The organism is Streptomyces thermoviolaceus, from assembly GCF_045209695.1.
Taxonomy (GTDB): Bacteria; Actinomycetota; Actinomycetes; order Streptomycetales; family Streptomycetaceae; genus Streptomyces; species Streptomyces thermoviolaceus.
Genome location: NZ_CP109280.1, coordinates 4,150,869 through 4,170,924, shown reverse-complemented (window position 1 = coordinate 4,170,924; position 20,056 = coordinate 4,150,869). Strand labels below are relative to the sequence as shown.

At 72.5% G+C, this 20,056-nt stretch carries 12 protein-coding genes; all 12 read right to left on the bottom strand.

Annotation, left to right across the window (positions count from 1 at the left end; genetic code table 11):
- Positions 1–180: 180 nt before the first annotated feature.
- A complete protein-coding gene (gene galE / locus OG899_RS18210) occupies positions 181–1,152 on the bottom strand; it encodes a UDP-glucose 4-epimerase GalE (protein WP_125498368.1) in 972 nt (323 codons plus the stop codon).
- A gap of 297 nt (positions 1,153–1,449) precedes the next feature.
- Positions 1,450–4,278: a stealth conserved region 3 domain-containing protein gene (locus OG899_RS18205; RefSeq protein WP_168132308.1), complete on the bottom strand. Its 2,829-nt coding sequence runs from the start codon at positions 4,276–4,278 to the stop codon at positions 1,450–1,452.
- Between the two features lie 5 nt (positions 4,279–4,283).
- Entirely contained in the window at positions 4,284–5,270 is a 987-nt protein-coding gene (locus OG899_RS18200; protein ID WP_125498366.1) for a hypothetical protein, read from the bottom strand.
- Positions 5,267–7,045 (bottom strand): stealth family protein, encoded by a 1,779-nt coding sequence (locus OG899_RS18195; protein ID WP_125498365.1) that lies wholly within the window; start codon positions 7,043–7,045, stop codon positions 5,267–5,269. The genes OG899_RS18200 and OG899_RS18195 overlap by 4 nt, the downstream gene beginning before the upstream one ends.
- 326 nt (positions 7,046–7,371) lie before the next feature.
- Positions 7,372–8,817: a GTPase ObgE gene (gene obgE, locus OG899_RS18190; protein WP_125498364.1), complete on the bottom strand. Its 1,446-nt coding sequence runs from the start codon at positions 8,815–8,817 to the stop codon at positions 7,372–7,374.
- 136 nt (positions 8,818–8,953) lie between these two features.
- Positions 8,954–9,208: a 50S ribosomal protein L27 gene (gene rpmA, locus OG899_RS18185; protein ID WP_110628143.1), complete on the bottom strand. Its 255-nt coding sequence runs from the start codon at positions 9,206–9,208 to the stop codon at positions 8,954–8,956.
- A gap of 13 nt (positions 9,209–9,221) precedes the next feature.
- The gene (gene rplU / locus OG899_RS18180) at positions 9,222–9,542 is read right to left on the bottom strand and encodes a 50S ribosomal protein L21 (protein ID WP_125498363.1); all 321 of its coding nucleotides are present in this window, start codon (positions 9,540–9,542) and stop codon (positions 9,222–9,224) included.
- Between the two features lie 225 nt (positions 9,543–9,767).
- A complete protein-coding gene (locus tag OG899_RS18175; protein ID WP_189427495.1) occupies positions 9,768–14,360 on the bottom strand; it encodes a ribonuclease E/G in 4,593 nt (1,530 codons plus the stop codon).
- 275 nt (positions 14,361–14,635) lie between these two features.
- Complete coding sequence (locus OG899_RS18170; RefSeq protein WP_189427494.1) at positions 14,636–15,421, bottom strand: TIGR03936 family radical SAM-associated protein; 786 nt, start codon at positions 15,419–15,421, stop codon at positions 14,636–14,638.
- A 272-nt stretch (positions 15,422–15,693) separates the two neighbouring features.
- On the bottom strand, positions 15,694–16,263 hold the full coding sequence (locus OG899_RS18165) for a DUF4291 domain-containing protein (RefSeq protein WP_189427493.1): 570 nt from the start codon (positions 16,261–16,263) through the stop codon (positions 15,694–15,696).
- Positions 16,264–16,508: 245 nt separating this feature from the next.
- Positions 16,509–18,434 carry a TIGR03960 family B12-binding radical SAM protein gene (locus tag OG899_RS18160; protein WP_125498359.1) on the bottom strand — a complete coding sequence of 642 codons (1,926 nt, stop codon included), beginning with the start codon at positions 18,432–18,434 and terminating at the stop codon, positions 16,509–16,511.
- A 101-nt stretch (positions 18,435–18,535) separates the two neighbouring features.
- Positions 18,536–20,056, bottom strand: a complete 1,521-nt coding sequence (locus tag OG899_RS18155; RefSeq protein ID WP_125498358.1) for a CYTH and CHAD domain-containing protein — start codon at positions 20,054–20,056, stop codon at positions 18,536–18,538.

The window sequence follows — 20,056 nt, the reverse complement described above, 5'->3', positions numbered from 1 at the left end:
AACGCGCCCCTGCACAGCTGGGAGTCGCCGACAGGCAACTGGACTTTCGCCCGGGTGCACATGATCGAGCGCTACAACAGCCCGGCGTAAGTGCCGTAGACAGCGCGCGGGTGCGCCATCGACGCACGGAAGGCCGCCACCATGACGAGGTGGCGGCCTTCCCGCTGTGCGGAACCCGCCTCAGCCGTGCCGGTGGCGCCAGCCCTGCCAGGCCGAGCGGATCATGTCGTCCAGGTCACGGCGGGCGCTCCAGCCCAGTTCCGCGCGGATGCGGTCGGCGGAGGCGACCACCCGGGCGGGATCGCCTGGGCGGCGTGCGGTGACCTCGGGGGTGACGTCCTCGTGGCCGGTCGTCTTGAGGATGCGGTCGACCATCTCCCGGACGGAGCTGCCTTCACCCCGGCCGATGTTGAGGGTCAGCGAGGTGCCCGCCGGGGCCTCGGCCAGGCGCCGTGCCGCCGCGAGGTGGGCGGAGGCGATGTCCTCGACATGGATGTAGTCGCGCACGCAGGTGCCGTCCGGTGTGTCGTAGTCGTCACCGAAGATGCGGGGCGCCGCACCGGCCTCGAGGCGTTCGAACACCATGGGGATGAGGTTGAACACGCCCGAGTCGGACAGCTCGGGAGTGGCGGCCCCGGCGACGTTGAAGTAGCGCAGCGCGGCGGCCTTCAGGCCGTGGGCGCGTGCCGCGGCGGCGATCATCCACTCGCCGATCAGCTTGGTCTCACCGTAGGGACTCATGGGCACGCACGGGGTGTCCTCGGTGACGAGGTCCACGTCCGGCATGCCGTAGACGGCGGCCGAGGAAGAGAAGACGAGCCGGTCGACACCGGCGGCGGTCATCGCCTCGAGGAGGGTCTGCAGGCCGGTGACGTTCTCCCGGTAGTAGTACAGGGGGCGTTCGACCGACTCCCCCACCTGCTTCTTGGCCGCGATGTGCACCACACCGGCGATGTCGTGCTCACGGAGGGTGCGCTCGAGGAGCTGCCGGTCCAGCACGCTGCCGACGACCAGCGGCACTCCGGAAGGAACGCGGTCGGTCGCACCGGTGGACAGGTCGTCGTACACGACCACACGCTCGCCGGCCTCGGTCATGGCGCGCACCACATGGGCACCGATGTACCCGGCTCCGCCCGTGACCAACCAGTTCATCGCTGCGCCTCCTCCGTGCGTACGGCTGGGGACCCACCTTCGCCCATGGCCTGGACGAAATCGAATCCGGCGCATCGGTACATTTCACGTAATTCTGTGTATGGTGCGACGCGGCGAGGCCGGTGCGCCGTCCGGCGCGAGACAAGGCCCACATCCCTTGTGAGAGTGACGTGAACGTGCCATCACTGCGAACAGGGGCCAGCCTCAAGGCCGGACCGGAACCAGGAAGGGGCTTCCCCGGCACTCGGGCCGGGGAAGCCCCTTCTGCGCGTCACGCGGTGTGCCCGCGGCGCACCGTCAGCGCTCGTACGGGCTCTTGACCGGGAAGTAGGCGCGCAGGAACGAGCTGATGATGCGGGCCTGTTCCTGGTCCGGGACCTCGGCGTTCTGCGACTCGCCGAGGCAGAACACGTCGTGGCCGCGCATCGCCAGCAGACGGGTCAGTTCCGGGTGGCGTTCGTAGGTGCCCACGTCGACGTAGGCGCAACGGATGCTGCTGGGCACCGCGCTGCCCGTCAGGTAGCCGTAGTGGTGGTGCAGCGAGGACACCATGGAGATGTCCTGCCAGCCGCGCAGCGGGTTCGCCGCGGTGCGGGTCACGGCCTCCGGGAACTCCTGCTCGATCTTCTCCAGGACGCTCTTGCGCAGGGGGTGCGGAGCGTGGGCGAAGCCGTTCGCCACGGTGACGCCGAAGCGGTCCTCGAGCAGGCGGCGGTTGTTCTTCCCTGCGGCGAAGTAGCCCTCGTCCTCCTCGGTGGCCTCACCGATCGGCACGGTGGTGGGCGTCCAGAAGAAGCGGGTCGTGCCGTTGGGCTGGAAGAACTTCTGGGCGCTGATGGGCCGGCCGATGAAGACGTCGTCGTTCAGGTAGAGGAAGTGCTCCGACAGCCCGTCGATGTGGTGCAGCTGCGTCTCGATGGCGTGGGAGTTGAAGGTCGGCAGGCAGCTCGGGTCGGTGAAGATGTCCCGGTGCGAGACGACCTCGATGTCCGGATGCTCGGTGTTCAGCCAGGCGGGCGTCTGGTCGTCGGTGACCAGGTAGATCTTCCGGATCCAGGGCGCGAACATGGCCAGCGACCGCAGGGAGTAGCGCAGTTCGTCGCGGTTGCGGAAGCGGGCTGCCTCGTCACCGGAGGCCTCGGCCTCCAGGCCGAGGGCCGCGCGCCGGCGGGCGCGGCGTTCCTGCCACTGGGCGTCGGAGTCGTCGACCCAGGTGTAGACGGCGTCCACCGGGAAGGTGATGTCGCTCACCAGCTTCTTGGTGAACGGCTGCACGGTCGGGTACTCACGGTCCTTGACCCTGAACCGGGCGTCGGGGGTCAGCGACGGCAGTTTGGGGCCGACCGCGCTCGGCCGCAGCGGAGCGACGAACTGGCCGTCGCCGCCCTCCTCTTCCGGCACCCGGCTCCAGAACTCCACGTCGCATCCGTAGGCGGGGCCGTAGCGCAGCGTACGGCTGGAGGTGACCACCGGGCGGAAGACGCGCAGTCCCGCGACCTCTCCGGCGCCCTCGAGGCGTTCGGCCAGCAGGACGCCCGGGGCGTGCGTGCGCGGCTTGAGCAGCTCGGCGTAGACCGCCTTGCCCTCGTACTCGGCGGCCAGCGCCTTGCGGGCCCGCTTCTGGTGCTCGGTGTCCACCGCGATGCGCTGCCGCGGACCGCCGTCCCGGTCCCGCAGCAGCACGTAGGGGATGTCGTGCTTCTCCAGCGCGGCGACGACGGTCTCGAAGTTGCGCTGCAGGACATCCGAGGCCAGCAGGTCGTCGCGGACCTCGGCGAGCCGTCCCGCGGCCCGGACCAGGGAACGGTCGGTCGCGGCGATCATCACTTCCCGCGCCCGCTGGTCGCCCGACGAGGGGGCGGTGCGGTCCGCGGCGACGGCGGCGTGGAAGCGGCCCGCGCCGCCGTGGGCCACGCGGTGGGCCATGCGGTCGGCCCGCTCCGCCATGCGCGCGGGGTCGTCGCGGCGCATCAGCAGCTCGGTGAAGAGTTCCTCCCACTGCTTGACGATGACGTCCGCGGCGAAGCGCGCGGAGCCTTCGTAGGCGTTCTCCCCGTAGGAGCGCAGGAGTTCTTCGTCGCCCATCAGCCGGGATATCGCGTCCGCGAGCCCGTCGATGTCGTTGGGCGGGACGAGCAGCCCGTCCACGCCGTGCCGGATGATCTCGGCGGGGCCGGTGACGATGTCGTAGGCCACCGCCGGGACGCCGGCGGCGAAGGCCTCCAGCAGCACCAGCGGGAAGGCCTCGCCGTCCTGGGACGGCAGGATGGTGAGGCTCGCCTTGGCCCACTCCTCCGTCATGTGCTGGCTCGGTCCGAGGATCTCCACGGAGTCGTGCAGGCCGAGACCCTGGACCAGGTTGCGCAGCCGGGACATCTGCGGACCGTCTCCGAAGATGCGCAGCCGCCATCCCGGGTGGTCGGGCAGGGCCTTGGCGAAGGCCTGGATGGCGTGGTCGACCTGCTTGTCCGGGACGAGGCGGCGCGGCATCACGATGCTCTTGCCGGTCAGGCTGGAGCGCGGCCGGAAGCCCTCGGGGATGGCGTTCGGGATGGCCGCCAGGCGCGGGGCCGCCTTGCCCAGCGACTCCTCCAGCCACTGCTTGGTGCGTTCCGTCAGCACCACCAGGGCGTCGATCTCGGGAGCGCGCAGCAGGAGCGGCTCGCCGGTGCCTCCCCGCAGCTGCGAGGGCCGGTGCTCCTGGTGGACGGTGACGACCCGGGACGGCACCAGGTCGGCGACCGCCGACATCAGGGCGGGCGAGGTGGTGATCATCACGTCCGTGTCGATGGTCCGCAGCGCGCGCTTCATCTCGACGTCGGACAGGGCGTCGAAGGTGGCTTCCCACTTGGGGTTGATCAGCTCGCTGGGCAGCCCGGCCAGCTGACGGCACTCCTCGGCGCTCAGGCCGCTGTCGCGCACCGGACGCTCGGTCTTGCCGGTGCGGTCCACGAGGTAGCGCACCGAGACCCGCTCGTCCACGGAGAAGAAGGGACGCTCACGGGTCTTGAAGACGCTGAGCACCTCGACGGTGTGCCGGGGTGCCAGGTGCGTCGCCTGGGTGTAGACGGCCTGCTCGGTGCCGCCCATCTCGTCGCCCCAGGTGAGGAGAAACGTGATCTTCATAGGTGTCAACATCCAGAGGGGAGGTGGGCCGCACGGAAGGCGAGGCTGCCGACGGGCGTGTAGTACGGGTTGATCCTGAGGGCGGTGCCGTCCTGGGCGCTCAACAGGCGGTACGGCATCCGGAAGACGTCGCCGGGGGTGCGCACGTCGGTGCGTCGGCGGGTGATCTTCAGCGGCCGGCGGTGCGGGCGCTGCAGCCGCACGTCGTAGATCTGTTCCTTGGCTCCGAGGTCGCCGAAGTCCGCCGGCGTCAGCGAGCAGACGAAGGTGTCGCCGTGCCAGGTCGCCGGGACCACGCGGCCCTCCTTGCCGTTGCGGCGGACCAGTGCGACGTCGCCGCGGCACTGTTCGGCGGGGGCGTTGACGAGCCGGCCCTCCAGCGTGACCTCGGACCAGCCGATCCGCACCGAGACGATCTCCGCCTGGGTGTCGTCGCGGCCCAGGGACACATATGCGCGTCCGGTGCCGGAGGCGATGAGCCGGCAGTAGGTGCCGTCCTCGCGCACCGGTTCGGAAATCGTGGGCCCGTCGGGCATCAGGCGCGGTGCCTTGGCGACCGCGAACCGGTGGTCCTTGCCGGCCGCGTCGGTGAAGACCACGGACAGCCGCCACTGCCCGGCCGCCAGCAGGAACCTGCGCACACCGGCCGGCATCGGGTGCGGCCGGCCGGAGTCCGCCTCCAGCAGGTCGAGGACGGCCGTGCCCTGCGCCTCCACGTACCCGTCACCACGCTGGACCAGGGTGAGCGGGACGACGACCGGGGACGAGCTGCCGAGCAGCAGTGAGGCCGACGACGCGGTCAGCCCCTGCGGCACACGGGCGCAGAAGTTGAGGGTCCTGCCGTCCAGGAGGGACAGATGCTCCGCGGTGATGCGCGGCCAGTCGTCGGGGCTCGGCGGCACCAGGACCAGGCTGTCCAGGCGCGACCGTGCCGACCGCACCACTGCGTACCCCTTGCGCATCACCTTGTGCGGAGTGGGGAGTTGTCTCATCGGTTGTCTGCACCACGCTCGTAGGGGCTGGGGACCGGGAAGTACTCGTCCAGGAAGCGGCTCATCAGACTCTGCTGACGGTTCACGTCCGCTTCCGTGGACGTGGTGTCGTTGAGGCAGAAGACATGCGCGTCACGCTTGGCCAGCAGCCGGCCCAGGACCCGCTCGACGTTCGGCTTGCCGACGTCGCAGTAGCGGTACACCAGCCCCTCGCCGGGGAACGAACGCTGCGTGTGGAAGGCGTAGTAGTGGTGCAGGGAGGACGTCACGGACACGTCCGTGACGCTGCGGAACCTGCTGGCGGCCGTCCGGCGGTGCTCCTCGGGCCACTCGGCCTCGATCTCGTCCAGCACGCTGCGGTGCAGCGCGTGGGGCACGTGCTTCATCTTGCGGAAGAGAGTGTCGCCGAAGCGCTCCGCGATGAGCCTGCGGTTGTTCTTCCCGGCGGCCGCGACCGGCGGGTCCTGAGGAGAGGGGTCGCCGAAGGGCACCAGCGCGGACGACAGGTAGAACTTCCCGAGCCCGTTGGGCAGGAAGAAGTGCTGGGGGTAGATCTCCCGGCCGAGCATCACATCGTCGTTGAAGTACAGGAAGTGCTCGGACAGGCCGTCGATGTGGTGCAGCTGGCTCTCGATGGCGTGCGAGTTGAACGTGGGCAGCGCCGACGGGTCCGTGAAGATCTCCTTGTGGCTGACCACTTTGATCTGCGGGTGGTCGGTGTTCAGCCACGCCGGTGTCTGGTCGGCGGTCACCAGGTAGATGTTGCGCACCCACGGCGCGTACAGGTGCAGCGAGCGCAGCGAGTAGCGCAGTTCGTCACGGCTGAGGTAGCGCGCGGCGTTGGCGGCTTCCTCGTGGTACGGCTGGTCGGAGAAGCTGGCCCGCTGGCGCAGCCAGTCCGGGTCGGAGCCGTCCACCCAGGTGTAGACCACGTCGATGGGGAAGGTCCGGCGTCCGACGGCTCCCGCGGCGAACGCGGGCCGGGTCGGCACCCGGACGGGTTCCTCCTCCGCGGACGGCCGGCGGTCGTCGGGCAGCGGCGCGAAGTCGGTGAACAGTGACTCGTCGGCTTCGGTGACGGGTTCGTCCAGCGGCACGGACTCGGCGATGCCGTTGCGCCGGGGGGCGACGAGTTCGCCGTCCTCCTGCTTCCAGAACTCGACGTCGCAGCCGTACGGCAGGCCCAGGACGAGCCGGCCGGTCTCCTCGGTGAGGTACCAGGTGCAGCGCAGGACGTCGGAACGAGCCACCCGCTTCCACACGTTCGCGCTCGACCCGTAACCGGGAAGAACCGAGCCCTCGTCCGCCTTGCGGCCGCGCACGGGCACCACGTAACCGGGCCGGGCCCGGCAGGCCTGGCGCAGTGCGGCCAGCACACGGTCGCGGTCCTCGGCGCGCACCGCCACCGCGGCTGCCGTGTGGGATGCGGAGCGCACGCAGAAGAACGTCACCCCCGCGTCGCGCAGCGCGGCGATCACCTGCTCCAGATTGGACCGGCGCGCCTGCAGCGGCGTGACGCCGGGGACGACGTGCGCGATGCGCGGCGTGCCCGCGACGCTGATGACCCGTCGGTCGTGCCGGGCCAGCAGCGCTTTGTGCCGACGCGTGACGCGCACGCGCTTGACCTGGTCCTTCACCTCGGCCGCGGCAGCGATCCGGGACTTCACCTGTTCCCTGAGGCCCGTGCCCACATGCTGCGCGATCATCCGTCGCGCACCGACCGGTACTGCGCGACGATAGACGCCGACCAACCGGGACGCTTCAGGGTTGCGCATGCTGGGAACTCCTCCGATGGGCAGCCGGCCCGGTGAACGTCGCGCGCCGACAACCGCCGATAAAAAGTAAGGCCATACCAAGTATGCAGTGTGTTTACCTCACGCCCGTCGGCCGCTGCACGTCACCAATCAGCGCACATACCAGGCATTTCGGCATATTCAGAAGAGTTCGTCGGCATTGTCACTGTGCACCCCGGCCAGGGGTCGCAGGTGATGCTTCACCGCTGCGTCGGCGGTGGAGGTGACGTCGTGCGGCACGGTACGCACCAGCCCGACGGGCTGTGCCCCGGCGCGGGCCGGGGCACAGCAGGAGGCGGCGGTGCGGCCTAGAACGGGTCGAAGTCGTCGAAGTCCCGCTGAGCCTCGTCGCGTTCGGCCTGCCGCTCCCGGCGGCGCTGCGCCGCGGGCCGCGGGGCCGTGAAGCGGTGGTCCTCGCCGCGCCGGCCGAGCATCTCCGCGCCTGCCGTCATCGACGGCTCCCAGTCGAAGACGACCGCGTTGTCCTCCGGGCCGATGGCGACGCCGTCGCCGGCCCGGGCGCCCGCCTTCATCAGCTCTTCCTCCACGCCGAGGCGGGCCAGCCGGTCGGCGAGGTAGCCCACGGCCTCGTCGTTGTTGAAGTCGGTCTGGCGCACCCAGCGTTCGGGCTTCTCGCCTCGCACCCGGAACAGCGGCTCCCCGCCGGAGTCCTCGCGGGTGACGGTGAAACCGGCGTCGTCCACGGCCTGCGGCCGGATGACGATCCGGGTCGCCTCCTCCTTCGGCCGGGCGGCGCGCGCCTTGGCGACCAGGTCACCCAGCGCGAACGACAGCTCCTTCAGGCCGATGTGGGCGACGGCGGACACCTCGAAGACGCGGTAGCCGCGCGCCTCCAGGTCGGGCCGGACCATCTCCGCGAGGTCCTTGCCGTCAGGCACGTCGACCTTGTTCAGCACCACGATCCGCGGCCGGTCGTCCAGGCCGCCGTACTGGCGCAGCTCCTCCTCGATGACGTCGAGGTCGGAGACCGGGTCGCGGTGGGACTCCAGGGTCGCGGTGTCCAGCACGTGCACCAGCACGCTGCACCGCTCCACGTGCCGGAGGAACTCCAGGCCGAGTCCCTTGCCCTGGCTGGCGCCGGGGATCAGGCCGGGCACGTCGGCGACGGTGTACACGGTGGAACCGGCCGTGACCACGCCGAGGTTCGGCACCAGGGTGGTGAACGGATAGTCGGCGATCTTGGGCTTGGCCGCGCTCAGCACGGAGATCAGCGAGGACTTGCCGGCGCTGGGGTAGCCCACCAGGGCCACGTCGGCGACGGTCTTCAGCTCCAGGACGATGTCGCGCACGTCGCCGGGCTCGCCCAGCAGGGCGAAGCCGGGGGCCTTGCGGCGCGGGGAGGCCAGCGCGGCGTTGCCGAGCCCGCCGCGGCCGCCCTGGGCGGCGACGTACGAGGTGCCGTGGCCCACGAGGTCGGCGAGCACATTGCCGGCCTTGTCCAGGACGACCGTGCCGTCGGGGACCGGCAGGATCAGGTCCTGGCCGTCCTTGCCGGAGCGGTGGCCGCCCTCGCCGGGCTTGCCGTTGGTGGCCTTGCGGTGCGGGGAGTGGTGGTAGTCCAGCAGCGTGGTCACCGACTGGTCGACCGTGAGAATGACGTCGCCGCCACGGCCGCCGTTGCCGCCGTCGGGGCCGCCGAGCGGCTTGAACTTCTCCCGGTGCACGGAGGCACAGCCGTGGCCTCCGTTACCCGCGGCGACGTGCAGTTCGACGCGGTCCACGAAGGTGGTCATGGTGCAGTGCCTCCAGGAAGTGCTGGGTGTGTCGTTGCTTCAACACGCGAAAGGCGGACCCGCCTTCCCGCGCCGGGAGCCCCGGCCGGAGAAGTGAGGTCCGCCTCGCGAAGGTTCGGTGCCGGAATCGGGTGGTTCAGGCGACCGGAACGATGTTCACGACCTTGCGGCCGCGGTGGGTGCCGAACTGCACCGCACCGGCCTGCAGCGCGAACAGGGTGTCGTCGCCGCCACGGCCGACGCCCGCACCCGGGTGGAAGTGGGTGCCGCGCTGACGGACCAGGATCTCACCGGCGTTCACGACCTGACCGCCGAAGCGCTTCACGCCGAGCCGCTGAGCGTTGGAGTCGCGACCGTTCCGAGTGGACGATGCGCCCTTCTTGTGTGCCATCTCTCTTCAGTCCTTACTTCGCGACCGTGGGGATCGACGTGACCTTGATCGCCGTGTACTGCTGGCGGTGGCCCTGCCGACGGCGGTAGCCGGTCTTGTTCTTGTAGCGCAGAATGTCGATCTTCTGGCCCTTGTGGTGGTCCACGACCTCGGCCTGGACCTTGATCCCGGCCAGGACCCACGGGTCGCTGGTCACGGAGTCGCCGTCGACAACGAGCAGGGTCGAAAGCTCGACCGTGTCGCCAACCTTGGCAGTGGGAATCTTGTCAACCTCGACGACGTCGCCGACAGCCACCTTGTGCTGGCGGCCGCCGCTGCGCACGATGGCGTACACGGGGCTCTCACTCTCTTCGCTCGGGAAACGGCACCCCCGCAGGCCAGTCGCCCGGCATCGCGAACGACCTCTCCCGGCCGATCCTGCGCCCGGGAGGAAAGGGTTTACGGGGATGTGGCGTGCTCACACGCCGACGGTCAAGGTTACGGGGCTCGCCCGCCGAGGGTCAAACCGGGTTCGTGCGGTGTGGCCCTGCCCGTTCGAGCAGGGCCACACCACGCGGGGTCAGCCCTCGTCCGCGGCGCCGGAGGCGGCGGACGCCGCCGCTTCGGCCGTCGCGGTCTTCTTCGCCGCGGCCTTCTTGGCCGTGGCCGACTTGGCGGTCTTGGCCGCCTTCTTGGCCGTGGTCTTCTTCGCCGCCGTCTTCTTGGCAGCGGTCTTCTTCGCGGCCGTCTTCTTGGTGGCGGCCTTCTTCGCCGTGGCCTTCTTGGCGGTCTTGCGGGCCGTCTTCTTGGCCGCTGCCGCCGTCTCCTCGGCGCCCTCGCCGTCGGCCGTACCGTCGCTGGCACTCTCGGCCGCGGGCTCCGCCTCGGCGGCGGGCGCGGCGCCCTCGGGCGCCTCGGGCGTCCCGGACTGCTCCGGCTGCGGCGCGGCACCGGTCCCGGTGCTCGCGGCGGTCTCCGGGGCTGCCGGGGACGACGGGACGACCACGACGGCCGCCTCCTCGGGGGCGGTCGGCGCGGTGGCCTTGCGCACCGCACGGCGCCGCGGACGGGCGGGCGGGGCCGGCTCGGCGGGCGCCTCGGCCGGGGCCTCGGTCTGCTCCGCCTGCGGGGCCCGTTCGGCCGCCGGTGCCTCGGGCTGCGCGGGCTGCTCGGTCCCGTCCTGGGCCGGGACCGCGGCGGTCTCCGCGACCGTCACCACGGCCGCCTCGGCTCCGGCCGGGCTGCCGGCCGGCGCGGACGCCTTGCGGGTGGCCCGGCGGCGCGTACGGCCCTTGGGGGCCGGGGCCGGCTCCTCGGCGGGCTCGGCAGGCGTCTCGGCAGGTGCTTCGGTGGACGCGGGCGACGGGACCTCGGCGGCCGGTTCCTCGACGGGCTCCGGCCCGGCCTGCGTCTGCGCGGCCGGTTCCTCGGCCGCCGGGCGTCCGGTCTCCTCGGCGGGTGCGGTGCCGTCCTGGGCCGGGGCGGCGGCCGCCTTCTTCGGGGCGGACGCCTTGCGGCTCGCCCGGCGTCGGCCACGGCCCCGCGTGGCCGCGGCCTCCGCCTCGGCGACGCTGCTGTACAGCTCCTCGTCCGGGGCGATGCCGTCGGGCAGCGGCTGCGGCGCGGGCACCGCGGCCGACTCGGCAGCCGTGGGGGTCCCGGCCTTGGGGCTCTCGGCGGTCTCGGGGACGGTCTCCGCCTCGCGCTCGGCCTCCTCCTCGGCGGTCTGCGCGACGGCCTCGGCCGCGGCCTCCTGCTGCGGCTGCTCGGCCCCGGCACGGGCGCGCTTGCGGCGCTTGCCGCCGCCGGAGGTGACGTGGTCCAGGTGGACGATGACACCGCGGCCGTTGCAGTGCACGCAGGTCTCGGAGAAGGACTCCAGCAGGCCCTGGCCGACCCGCTTGCGGGTCATCTGCACCAGGCCCAGCGAGGTCACCTCGGCCACCTGGTGCTTGGTGCGGTCGCGGCCCAGGCACTCGAGCAGGCGGCGCAGCACCAGGTCGCGGTTGGACTCCAGGACCATGTCGATGAAGTCGATCACGATGATGCCGCCGAGGTCGCGCAGCCGCAGCTGACGCACGATCTCCTCGGCCGCCTCCAGGTTGTTCCTGGTGACCGTCTCCTCGAGGTTGCCGCCCTGACCGGTGAACTTGCCGGTGTTGACGTCGATGACGACCATCGCCTCGGTCCGGTCGATCACGAGCGAACCGCCGCTGGGCAGCCAGACCTTGCGGTCCAGCGCCTTGGCGAGCTGCTCGTCGATCCGGTAGGTGGCGAAGACGTCCACGTCGCTGGTCCAGCGCTGCAGGCGCGGCGCCAGGTCCGGGGCGACGTGGGTGACGTAGCCGTGGATGGTCTCCCAGGCCTCGTCACCGCTGACGATGACCTTGGAGAAGTCCTCGTTGAAGATGTCGCGCACGACCCGGACGGTCATGTCCGGCTCGCCGTACAGCAGCGCGGGGGCGCTGGAGCCGTTCTTGGCCTTCTTCCGGATCTCCTCCCACTGCGCCTGCAGCCGCTCGACGTCCCGGCGCAGCTCCTCCTCGCTGGCGCCCTCCGCGGCGGTGCGCACGATGACGCCCGCGTCCTCGGGGACGATCTTCTTGAGGATGGTCTTCAGCCGGGCCCGCTCGGTGTCGGGCAGCTTGCGGCTGATGCCGGTCATCGAGCCCTCGGGGACGTACACGAGGTAGCGGCCCGGCAGGGAGACCTGGCTGGTCAGACGGGCGCCCTTGTGGCCGATCGGGTCCTTGGTCACCTGGACCAGGACCGACTGGCCGGACTTCAGGGCGGACTCGATGCGACGCGGGCCGTTGGCCAGGCCGAGCGCCTCGAAGTTGACCTCGCCCGCGTACAGGACGGCGTTGCGGCCCTTGCCGATGTCGATGAAGGCGGCCTCCATCGACGGCAGCACGTTCTGCACCTTGCCGAGGTAGACGTTCCCCACGTAGGAGACCGCCTGCTCCTTGTTGACGTAGTGCTCGACGAGCACGCCGTCCTCCAGGACGCCGATCTGGGTGCGGTCGCCCTGCTGGCGGACGACCATGACCCGCTCGACGGCCTCGCGCCGGGCCAGGAACTCGGCCTCGGTGATGATCGGCACGCGGCGGCGGCCCTGCTCACGGCCCTCGCGGCGGCGCTGCTTCTTCGCCTCCAGACGCGTGGAGCCCTTGATGGACTGCACCTCGTCGGTGACGTCGGTGTCCTTCTTGCGCGGCTCGCGGACCTTGACGACGGTGCGCTCGGGGTCGTCCGGTGCCGGCTCGGTGTCCACGGCGCTGTCACCGGCCCGGCGGCGACGGCGGCGGCGCCGGCGGCTGCTGCTGGTGCCGGCGGTGGCCGGGGCGGCCTGCTGCTCCTCGGCGGCGGCGCCCTCCTCGGCCTTGGCCGCCTCCTCGGCGTCCTCCTCGAACTGCTCGGCGGTGTCCTCGGCGTCCTGCGCGGCCTGGGCGGAGGCGGTCTGCGCGGTGTCCTCCGCCTCGTCCTCGGCGCCGGTCTCGGTCTGCTCGCCCCGGCGGCGACGGCGGCCTCCGCGGCGGCGACGGCGGCGTCCGCCGGTCTCCTCGGTCTCGTCGGCGGCCTCGGTGCCCTCCTCGGCGTCCTCGGCCTCGTCCTCGGTGATCCGCTCCTCGGGCTCCTCGGCGTATGCGGAGCCGCGGCGACGGCGGCGGCGCCGGCTGCCGCTGCGCTCCTCGCGCTCCTCGCGCTCCGGCGACGGGAACTCCTCGGTCTCCGCGTCCTCCTCCGCCGCCTCGGCGGCCTCGGCGGCGGCCCGCAGCGGCGTCTGGAACTTCGGCTCGGTGAAGACCGGCGGCTGGAAGACGGCGACGGCCGGGCGCACCGGGCGGCGCGGGATCTCCCTCTCCTCGGCCGGGGGCTGCGAGGCGGCGGGCTCGACGGCCGGAGCGGCGAAGCCGGTCGCGGCACGGCGGACGACACGGCGCCGGACACGGCGCGGCGCGGCCTCCTCCTCGACGGCCGCGGGTGCGGCGGAGGCCTGGGGCGTCTCGGCGGCGGGCTGCTGCGGACTCTCGGCACCGACGGCGGCCGGGGCGGCGGACGCGGGCGCCTCGCCGGCCTCGTCCGCCGCCTTCTTCTGCGCGTTCTCGGTGTTCTCGGTGTTTTCGGTGTTCTCGGTGTTCTCGGTGTTCTCCGCGGGGGCGGGTGCGGACACCGCGCGGGTGACCCGGCGACGGACCCGCCGGGGCCGGGACGCGGCGGCCGGCTCGGCCTCCTCGGTGGCAGAAGCGGCGGCCGCGGGAGCCTCGGCGGCGGGGACCTCGGCGGACTCGGGCGCGGGGGAGGACACCGGGCGGGTCGCGCGACGGCGCGGGCGGCGCGGCGCGGGCTCCTCGGCCGGGGCGGCGGCCTGCTCAACGGGCTGCTCCGCCTGTTCCGGCTGCTCGCTGCGCTGCGCCTGCTCGGCCGGGGCAGCCTGGACGTCCTGGGCGGGCTTCGGCGCGCCGACGGGCGCGGACACGCGACGGCGCCGGCGCCGGGCCGGGGCGGGGGCCTCGGCGGCAGGCTCCGGGGCAGCGGCCTGCTCGGCCGGTGCGGCGGCCTCGGGGGCGCTCTCCGTGCTCGCCTGCGTCACCGGCTCGGCGGGTGCGGCCGGGGCCGGCGCGGAGACGCTGCGGGTGACCCGGCGGCGGGGGCGGCGCGGGGCGGCGGCCTCGCCGACCTCGACGGAACCGACGGTGCTGGCGTCGACGGCCGCGGACGACGCGGAGGCCGCCGGTACGACGGTCTCGACGGCCGTGTCGCTCTGCGCGGTCTTCGGGGACCCGGCGGGCACGGTGACCCGGCGGCGCGAGCGGCGAGCGGGCGGCTGTGCGGAAGGCTGCTCCTGCGGCGCGGAGTCCTCGGCGGACTCGGCGGCCTCGGCGGCCTCGGCGGCCTCGGCGGCCTCGATGGTCTCGTCGGTGTCCGTGACCTGCTCGGTCTCGTCGACCTGCTCGGTCTCGTCGGTGGCGGGCTCGGCGGCGGTCGCGGACGGCTCGGCGGGGTCGGCGGCCGCTATGGCCGGCGTGGTGATCTCGGCCGGGGCCTCGGACGAGGCGACGGCGGGCGGACCCGCCGGGCGGGACGCGACACGGCGCCGACGGCGCGGCGGCAGGGTGTCGCTGGGGGTGTTCAGTTCTTCGGAACCCGTAGGTTCGTTCGGTCCGAGCATGCGGGCGTATCTCCCGTCAGGCTCCCGGGCGCCGCGCCTGGTCCGGCATCGATCCTCGATCGTTCGCCGTTGACGTCCGCGGCCGCGCTGGTGCGCGGTGACCGCCGTCCGGGGCGCGGGCGCCGCGCGGGAGCTCACTATGTCCTGTATCACCGGTTCCGTACGCCTTGTCGCATACGGCCTGGCGAAAGTCTTCTGGTCGGTGCGCTGCCCGACCCAGGTGGCTCCCGAGTTCGAGGGCGGCGCTTTCGGCGTCCGTCCCTGCGGGACCTTCCCTAAGCGGGCGCCTTCGCGGTGGCAGAGCCGACGGCCCCTGGTGACGCGGCCGGGGCGGCCGGGGCTGCCTCGCGGTCGGGCGCGAGCGGGTCGGTCACCGTGCCGGTCTCGTCATCGAGCAGCCCCTGCGCCAGCCTGGTCACCGCTGCGGGGACCGGCGGCGCCAGGTCGGCCACGGCGTTGAGGCCGGACAGGACGTCGTCGGGTCGTACGGCAGGCGTCACGTGCCGAACAACCAGCCGCAGTATCGCACAGGGCTGCTCGTTCGACCCATCAGCTGTCGCACCTTCCGGTGTCGCGACCTCGAGACTCACCACCGCGGGCCGGGCGTCGAAGGTGCGCATGCCGTTCTTGGTCAGGCGCTGGACCTCGACCTTATCGGCCTCGGTGAAGGCCGCCACGGCCCGTTCCGCTTCGGCGGGGTCCACCCCGGGGAGTTTCAGCTCCCACACGGAGGCGGTCAGCCGGTCGGCGAACCCCGAGGTGCGGGCCTCGACCGCGTCGGTCACGTCGAGCCCGTCGGGCAGCGACGCGTCGAGCTGGGCGCGCAGCTGCTCCGGATCCCGGGGCGCGGTGAGCGCGATCTCGAGGTACTCCGCCTCACTGCCCGTGCCGGTGGGTGCGGCATTGGCGTAGGAGACCTTCGGGTGCGGCGTGAAGCCCGCCGAGTACGCCATCGGCACCTCGGCACGGCGCAGCGCACGCTCGAAGGCGCGCTGGAAGTCGCGGTGGCTGGTGAACCGGAGGCGGCCGCGCTTGGTGTAACGCAGTCGGATGCGCTGCACCGCGGGTGCGGGCGGCGGGCCTTCGGGCTGTCGCTTGCCCAGTGGAACTTCTCCTTGTGTACGGCGGATAGTCCAGACGCCCCCGTGCCGGCGGGCATGTGGCGCCTGGTCCTCTTTACTAGGGTACGTGTTCCTCGCCCCGTGAGTTCCCGGCCGGGTCGACTCCGGGCAACCAGGGGGTCTCCGCGACCCGCCGGGCGGCGAGAGCCCAGGGGCCGATCCGTCTCTTGCGGACGTAGGTGAAAGCCACAGCCGGTGAGAGGAGGAGCAGGTCAGCCGTCCGCTCCCAGCCGTCGGCGGATGGCCTCCGGCAGCGGGTACGGGCGTTCGGCCGGCGGCGGACGCCCGGCCTCCTCGATCCTGCCGTCGAGCACGGCGGAGTGCGTCGACCGTGCCAGCTCGGTGACGTCCGTGAGGTCCACGATCCAGTCGTCCACGTAACGATCCACGGTCTCGCCGGACAGGCCGACCTGAACGGCCCGCCACGGCTGCGGTTCCAGCGGCACGGACCGGTCCGGGTCCCACTGCACACGTACCGGGGACGCGGCGACCTGTGCGCGCCACTGGTCGTGGTCCGCGTGCACACCGGGCCGGAAGTGGCTGAGGGCCGCATGCGCCGGCGCCCGCTCGAACCCCGTCCGGTCGATCTCGATGCGCAGCACACGCTCCTGGTCCGGCTTCGAGGCCCAGCCGCAGCGGTACATCATCCCCAGGAAGGACGGCTTGATCCAGGTCAGCCGCTCACGCTTGAACGGCGCCACGAACGTCCCGGCGCGCAGCGCCGCTTCGGCGCTCCGCTGCGGATACGCCTGGTCCACGGTGATCGTGGAGTCGGGGTGCACGCCGCCCGCACGAGGCGCTCCTGGCCCATCTGTGCCCTCTTCCTTCTCCCTCGGGGATCCCGTGGATCACAGGACGTCCCGGACGGCTCCCCTGTTGCGAGCACGGGAGGGAGCGCGTGGACGGGGCGGACGCCGGCGACGCCGCACCCGCCCGATGTGCGTGCCTCACCCGCTTTCGTGCGCAGGAACCGACGAGGCGGGCGCCGCAGCGGCGCCCGCCTCGTCGGTCACGTCACGGTCTCAGATCACTTCACGACCGTCAGCGGCAGCAGCTTCTTGCCGGTGGGGCCGATCTGGATGGTGGTGTCCATCGCCGGGCACACACCGCAGTCGAAGCACGGCGACCAGCGGCAGTCCTCGACCTCGGTCTCGTCCAGGGCGTCCTGCCAGTCCTCCCAGAGCCAGTCCTTGTCCAGGCCGGAATCCAGGTGGTCCCAGGGCAGGACCTCCTCGTAGGAGCGCTCGCGGGTGGTGTACCAGTCCACGTCGACGCCGTACGGGGCGAGCGCCTTCTCCGCGCAGGCCATCCAGCGGTCGTAGGAGAAGTGCTCGCGCCAGCCGTCGAAGCGCCCGCCGTCCTCGTAGACCGCGCGGATCACCGCGCCGATGCGGCGGTCGCCGCGGGAGAGCAGACCCTCGACGATGCCGGGCTTGCCGTCGTGGTAGCGGAAGCCGATGGAGCGGCCGTAGGTCTTGTCACCGCGGATCTTGTCCCGCAGCTTCTCCAGGCGGGCGTCGGTCTCCTCGGCGCTCAGCTGCGGGGCCCACTGGAACGGGGTGTGCGGCTTGGGCACGAACCCGCCGATGGACACGGTGCAGCGGATGTCCTTGGAGCCGGAGACCTCGCGGCCCTTGGCGATGACGCGGGCCGCCATGTCGGCGATCTGCAGCACGTCCTCGTCGGTCTCCGTGGGCAGGCCGCACATGAAGTACAGCTTCACCTGACGCCAGCCGTTGCCGTACGCGGTGGCGACGGTGCGGATCAGGTCCTCCTCGGAGACCATCTTGTTGATGACCTTGCGGATGCGCTCCGAGCCGCCCTCCGGGGCGAAGGTCAGGCCCGAGCGGCGCCCGTTGCGGGTCAGCTCGTTGGCCAGGTCGATGTTGAAGGCGTCGACCCGGGTGGAGGGCAGGGACAGACCGACCTTGTCGTCCTCGTAGCGGTCGGCGAGGCCCTTGGTGATGTCGGCGATCTCGGAGTGGTCCGCGGAGGACAGCGACAGCAGGCCGACCTCCTCGAAGCCGGTCGCCTTCAGGCCCCGGTCGACCATCTCGCCGATGCCGGTGATGGACCGCTCGCGCACCGGGCGGGTGATCATGCCGGCCTGGCAGAACCGGCAGCCGCGGGTGCAGCCGCGGAAGATCTCCACGCTCATCCGCTCGTGCACGGTCTCGGCCAGCGGGACCAGCGGCTGCTTGGGGTAGGGCCACTCGTCCAGGTCCATCACCGTGTGCTTGGACACGCGCCACGGCACGCCCGAGCGGTTGGGCACGACCCGGCCGATGCGGCCGTCGGGAAGGTACTCGACGTCGTAGAAGGCGGGGACGTACACGCCACCGGTCTTGGCCAGGCGCAGGAGCAGTTCCTCGCGGCCGCCGGGGCGGCCCTGCTGCTTCCAGGCGCGGATGATGTCGCTGATCTCCAGGACGACCTGCTCGCCGTCGCCGAGGACGGCGCAGTCGATGAAGTCGGCGATCGGCTCCGGGTTGAACGCCGCGTGACCGCCGGCCATGACGATCGGGTCGTCGAGGGTGCGGTCCTTCGACTCCAGCGGGATGCCGGCCAGGTCCAGCGCGGCCAGCATGTTGGTGTAGCCCAGCTCGGTGGAGAAGCTGATGCCGAGCACGTCGAAGGCCCTCACCGGGCGGTGGCTGTCCACGGTGAACTGCGGGACGCCGTGCTCCCGCATCAGCGCCTCCAGGTCGGGCCACACGCTGTAGGTGCGCTCGGCGAGGATGCCGTCCTGCTCGTTGAGCACCTCGTAGAGGATCTGGACGCCCTGGTTGGGCAGCCCGACCTCGTAGGCGTCGGGGTACATCAGCGCCCAGCGGACGTCACAGCTGTCCCACGGTTTGACGGTGGAGTTCAGCTCGCCGCCCACGTACTGGATCGGCTTCTGCACATGCGGGAGCAGAGCTTCGAGCTGTGGGAAGACCGACTCGACAGACATCGTGGGAATACCTTCGTCAGCTGGCTGGGTCCCCCGGCCGGCCGGCTCGGGGAGTGCGACCATCAAGCGTAACCCGGTCGGCGGGCACCCGGCGCGCTGCCTCAGCCCGGCAGCTCGGTGCGCTTCCTCAGCTCCTTCCAGGCCGCCGGCAGCCGCGTCTCCACCTCGGCGGCTCGCTGCTCCTCGCGCCCGTACAGCAGCCCGTAGGCGAAGGTGCTCTCCCCCGCCCGCTCGGCCGCCGCGGCCAGCTCGCGCAGGGCCTGGCGGGCCATGACACCGTCCTGGTGGTCGCCGAGCAGGGTCTGCAGGCCCTTGGCCGCGGACGCGACGCCGGCCGCCTCGTCGAGCGCGGGCGCGGCGGCCTCGGCCGCGTACCGGGCCCGTTTGGCCTGTTTGCGGGCCTCGTGCAGGGCGACGTCGCGGCCCGGCCCGGGCGGCAGTGCCAGGGCGTCGCCGAGGGCGGTCGCCAGTTTCCGCCACTCCTTGCGCACCACGCGGGCCAGGACCCGGGCGGGGCGGCCGGCGGCGGCCGGGCGCAGCGGCGGGCGGTCCACGACGGCGTCCAGCGCGTCCAGCAGGGCCAGGTACCGGGTGCCGTCCAGGGCGGCCAGCAGCTCGCGGCGCGCTGCGCCTGCGCGCTCGGCGGACCAGGTGCGCAGGCGTTCGCCGACGGGGCCGGTGACCAGGTCCTCGGGCAGGCCGTCGAGGGCGGCGGTGAGGCGTTCGGTGAGCACCTCCGCGTCGCGTCCGCGGCCGAGTTCACCGGCGAGCCACTTCAGTTCCGCGCCGACGGGGCGGGTGGCGGCACGGTCGAGGACCGTGGCGTAGCTGCGCAGCACGCTGCGCAGGCGGCGGGTGGCGACCCGCATGCGGTGCACGGCGTCGGGCAGGTCCCGCCGCACGGCCGGGTCGAGGGCGAGAAGGGTGTCGCGCTGGGCGCGCAGATGGGCGAGGACGTGGTCGCCGGCGGTCACGGGGGGTTCCGGGGCGGCCCGGCCGGGCCGGGCCTCGGGCGGGAGGGTCTCGGCGAGGGCGCGTTCCAGCTTGGAGGCGGCCGTCGACCGTCGGACGCCGGCGGCCTCCAGCCGGTGCTCCACCTGGTCAAGGACGGCCGGGTCGGCGCCGTCGGCCAGTTCGACCTCGATCTCGGTCCACCGGGCGGTGCGTGTCTCGTCGGCCGTGTCGTCGGCGAGGCGTTCGGCTTGGACGGTGTCCACGCTCGCCTCGGCCAGCAGGGTTCCGTCGGCGGCGAGCAGGTGCCGTACGGCGCGCTCGGTGCGGAGCCGGACCAGCGGCCGCACGGCCCGGTCGCGGACGCGGCAGCGGACCAGCGCGGCCAGGTCCGCGGGCACGGTGTCGCCGAGCGGGGCCTGGATCTCGTCGCGGGCGCCCGGACCGGCGGGGAGTTTCAGGTGCCAGCCCGCGTCGCTGCCGCCGGTGCGGCGGCGCAGGGTCAGGCCGGCGGCGGACAGGCGCAGGTCGGCGGTGTCGTAGTAGACGGCGTCCAGGGCGGACGTGCCCCGGTCCGCGACGCTCGCGACGGGTCCTGCGCCGGTCAGGTCCGGCAGGCCCGGCGCCCCCGCCTCGTACTTCCGCTCGATCTCCCGTCTCGCGGCCACCAT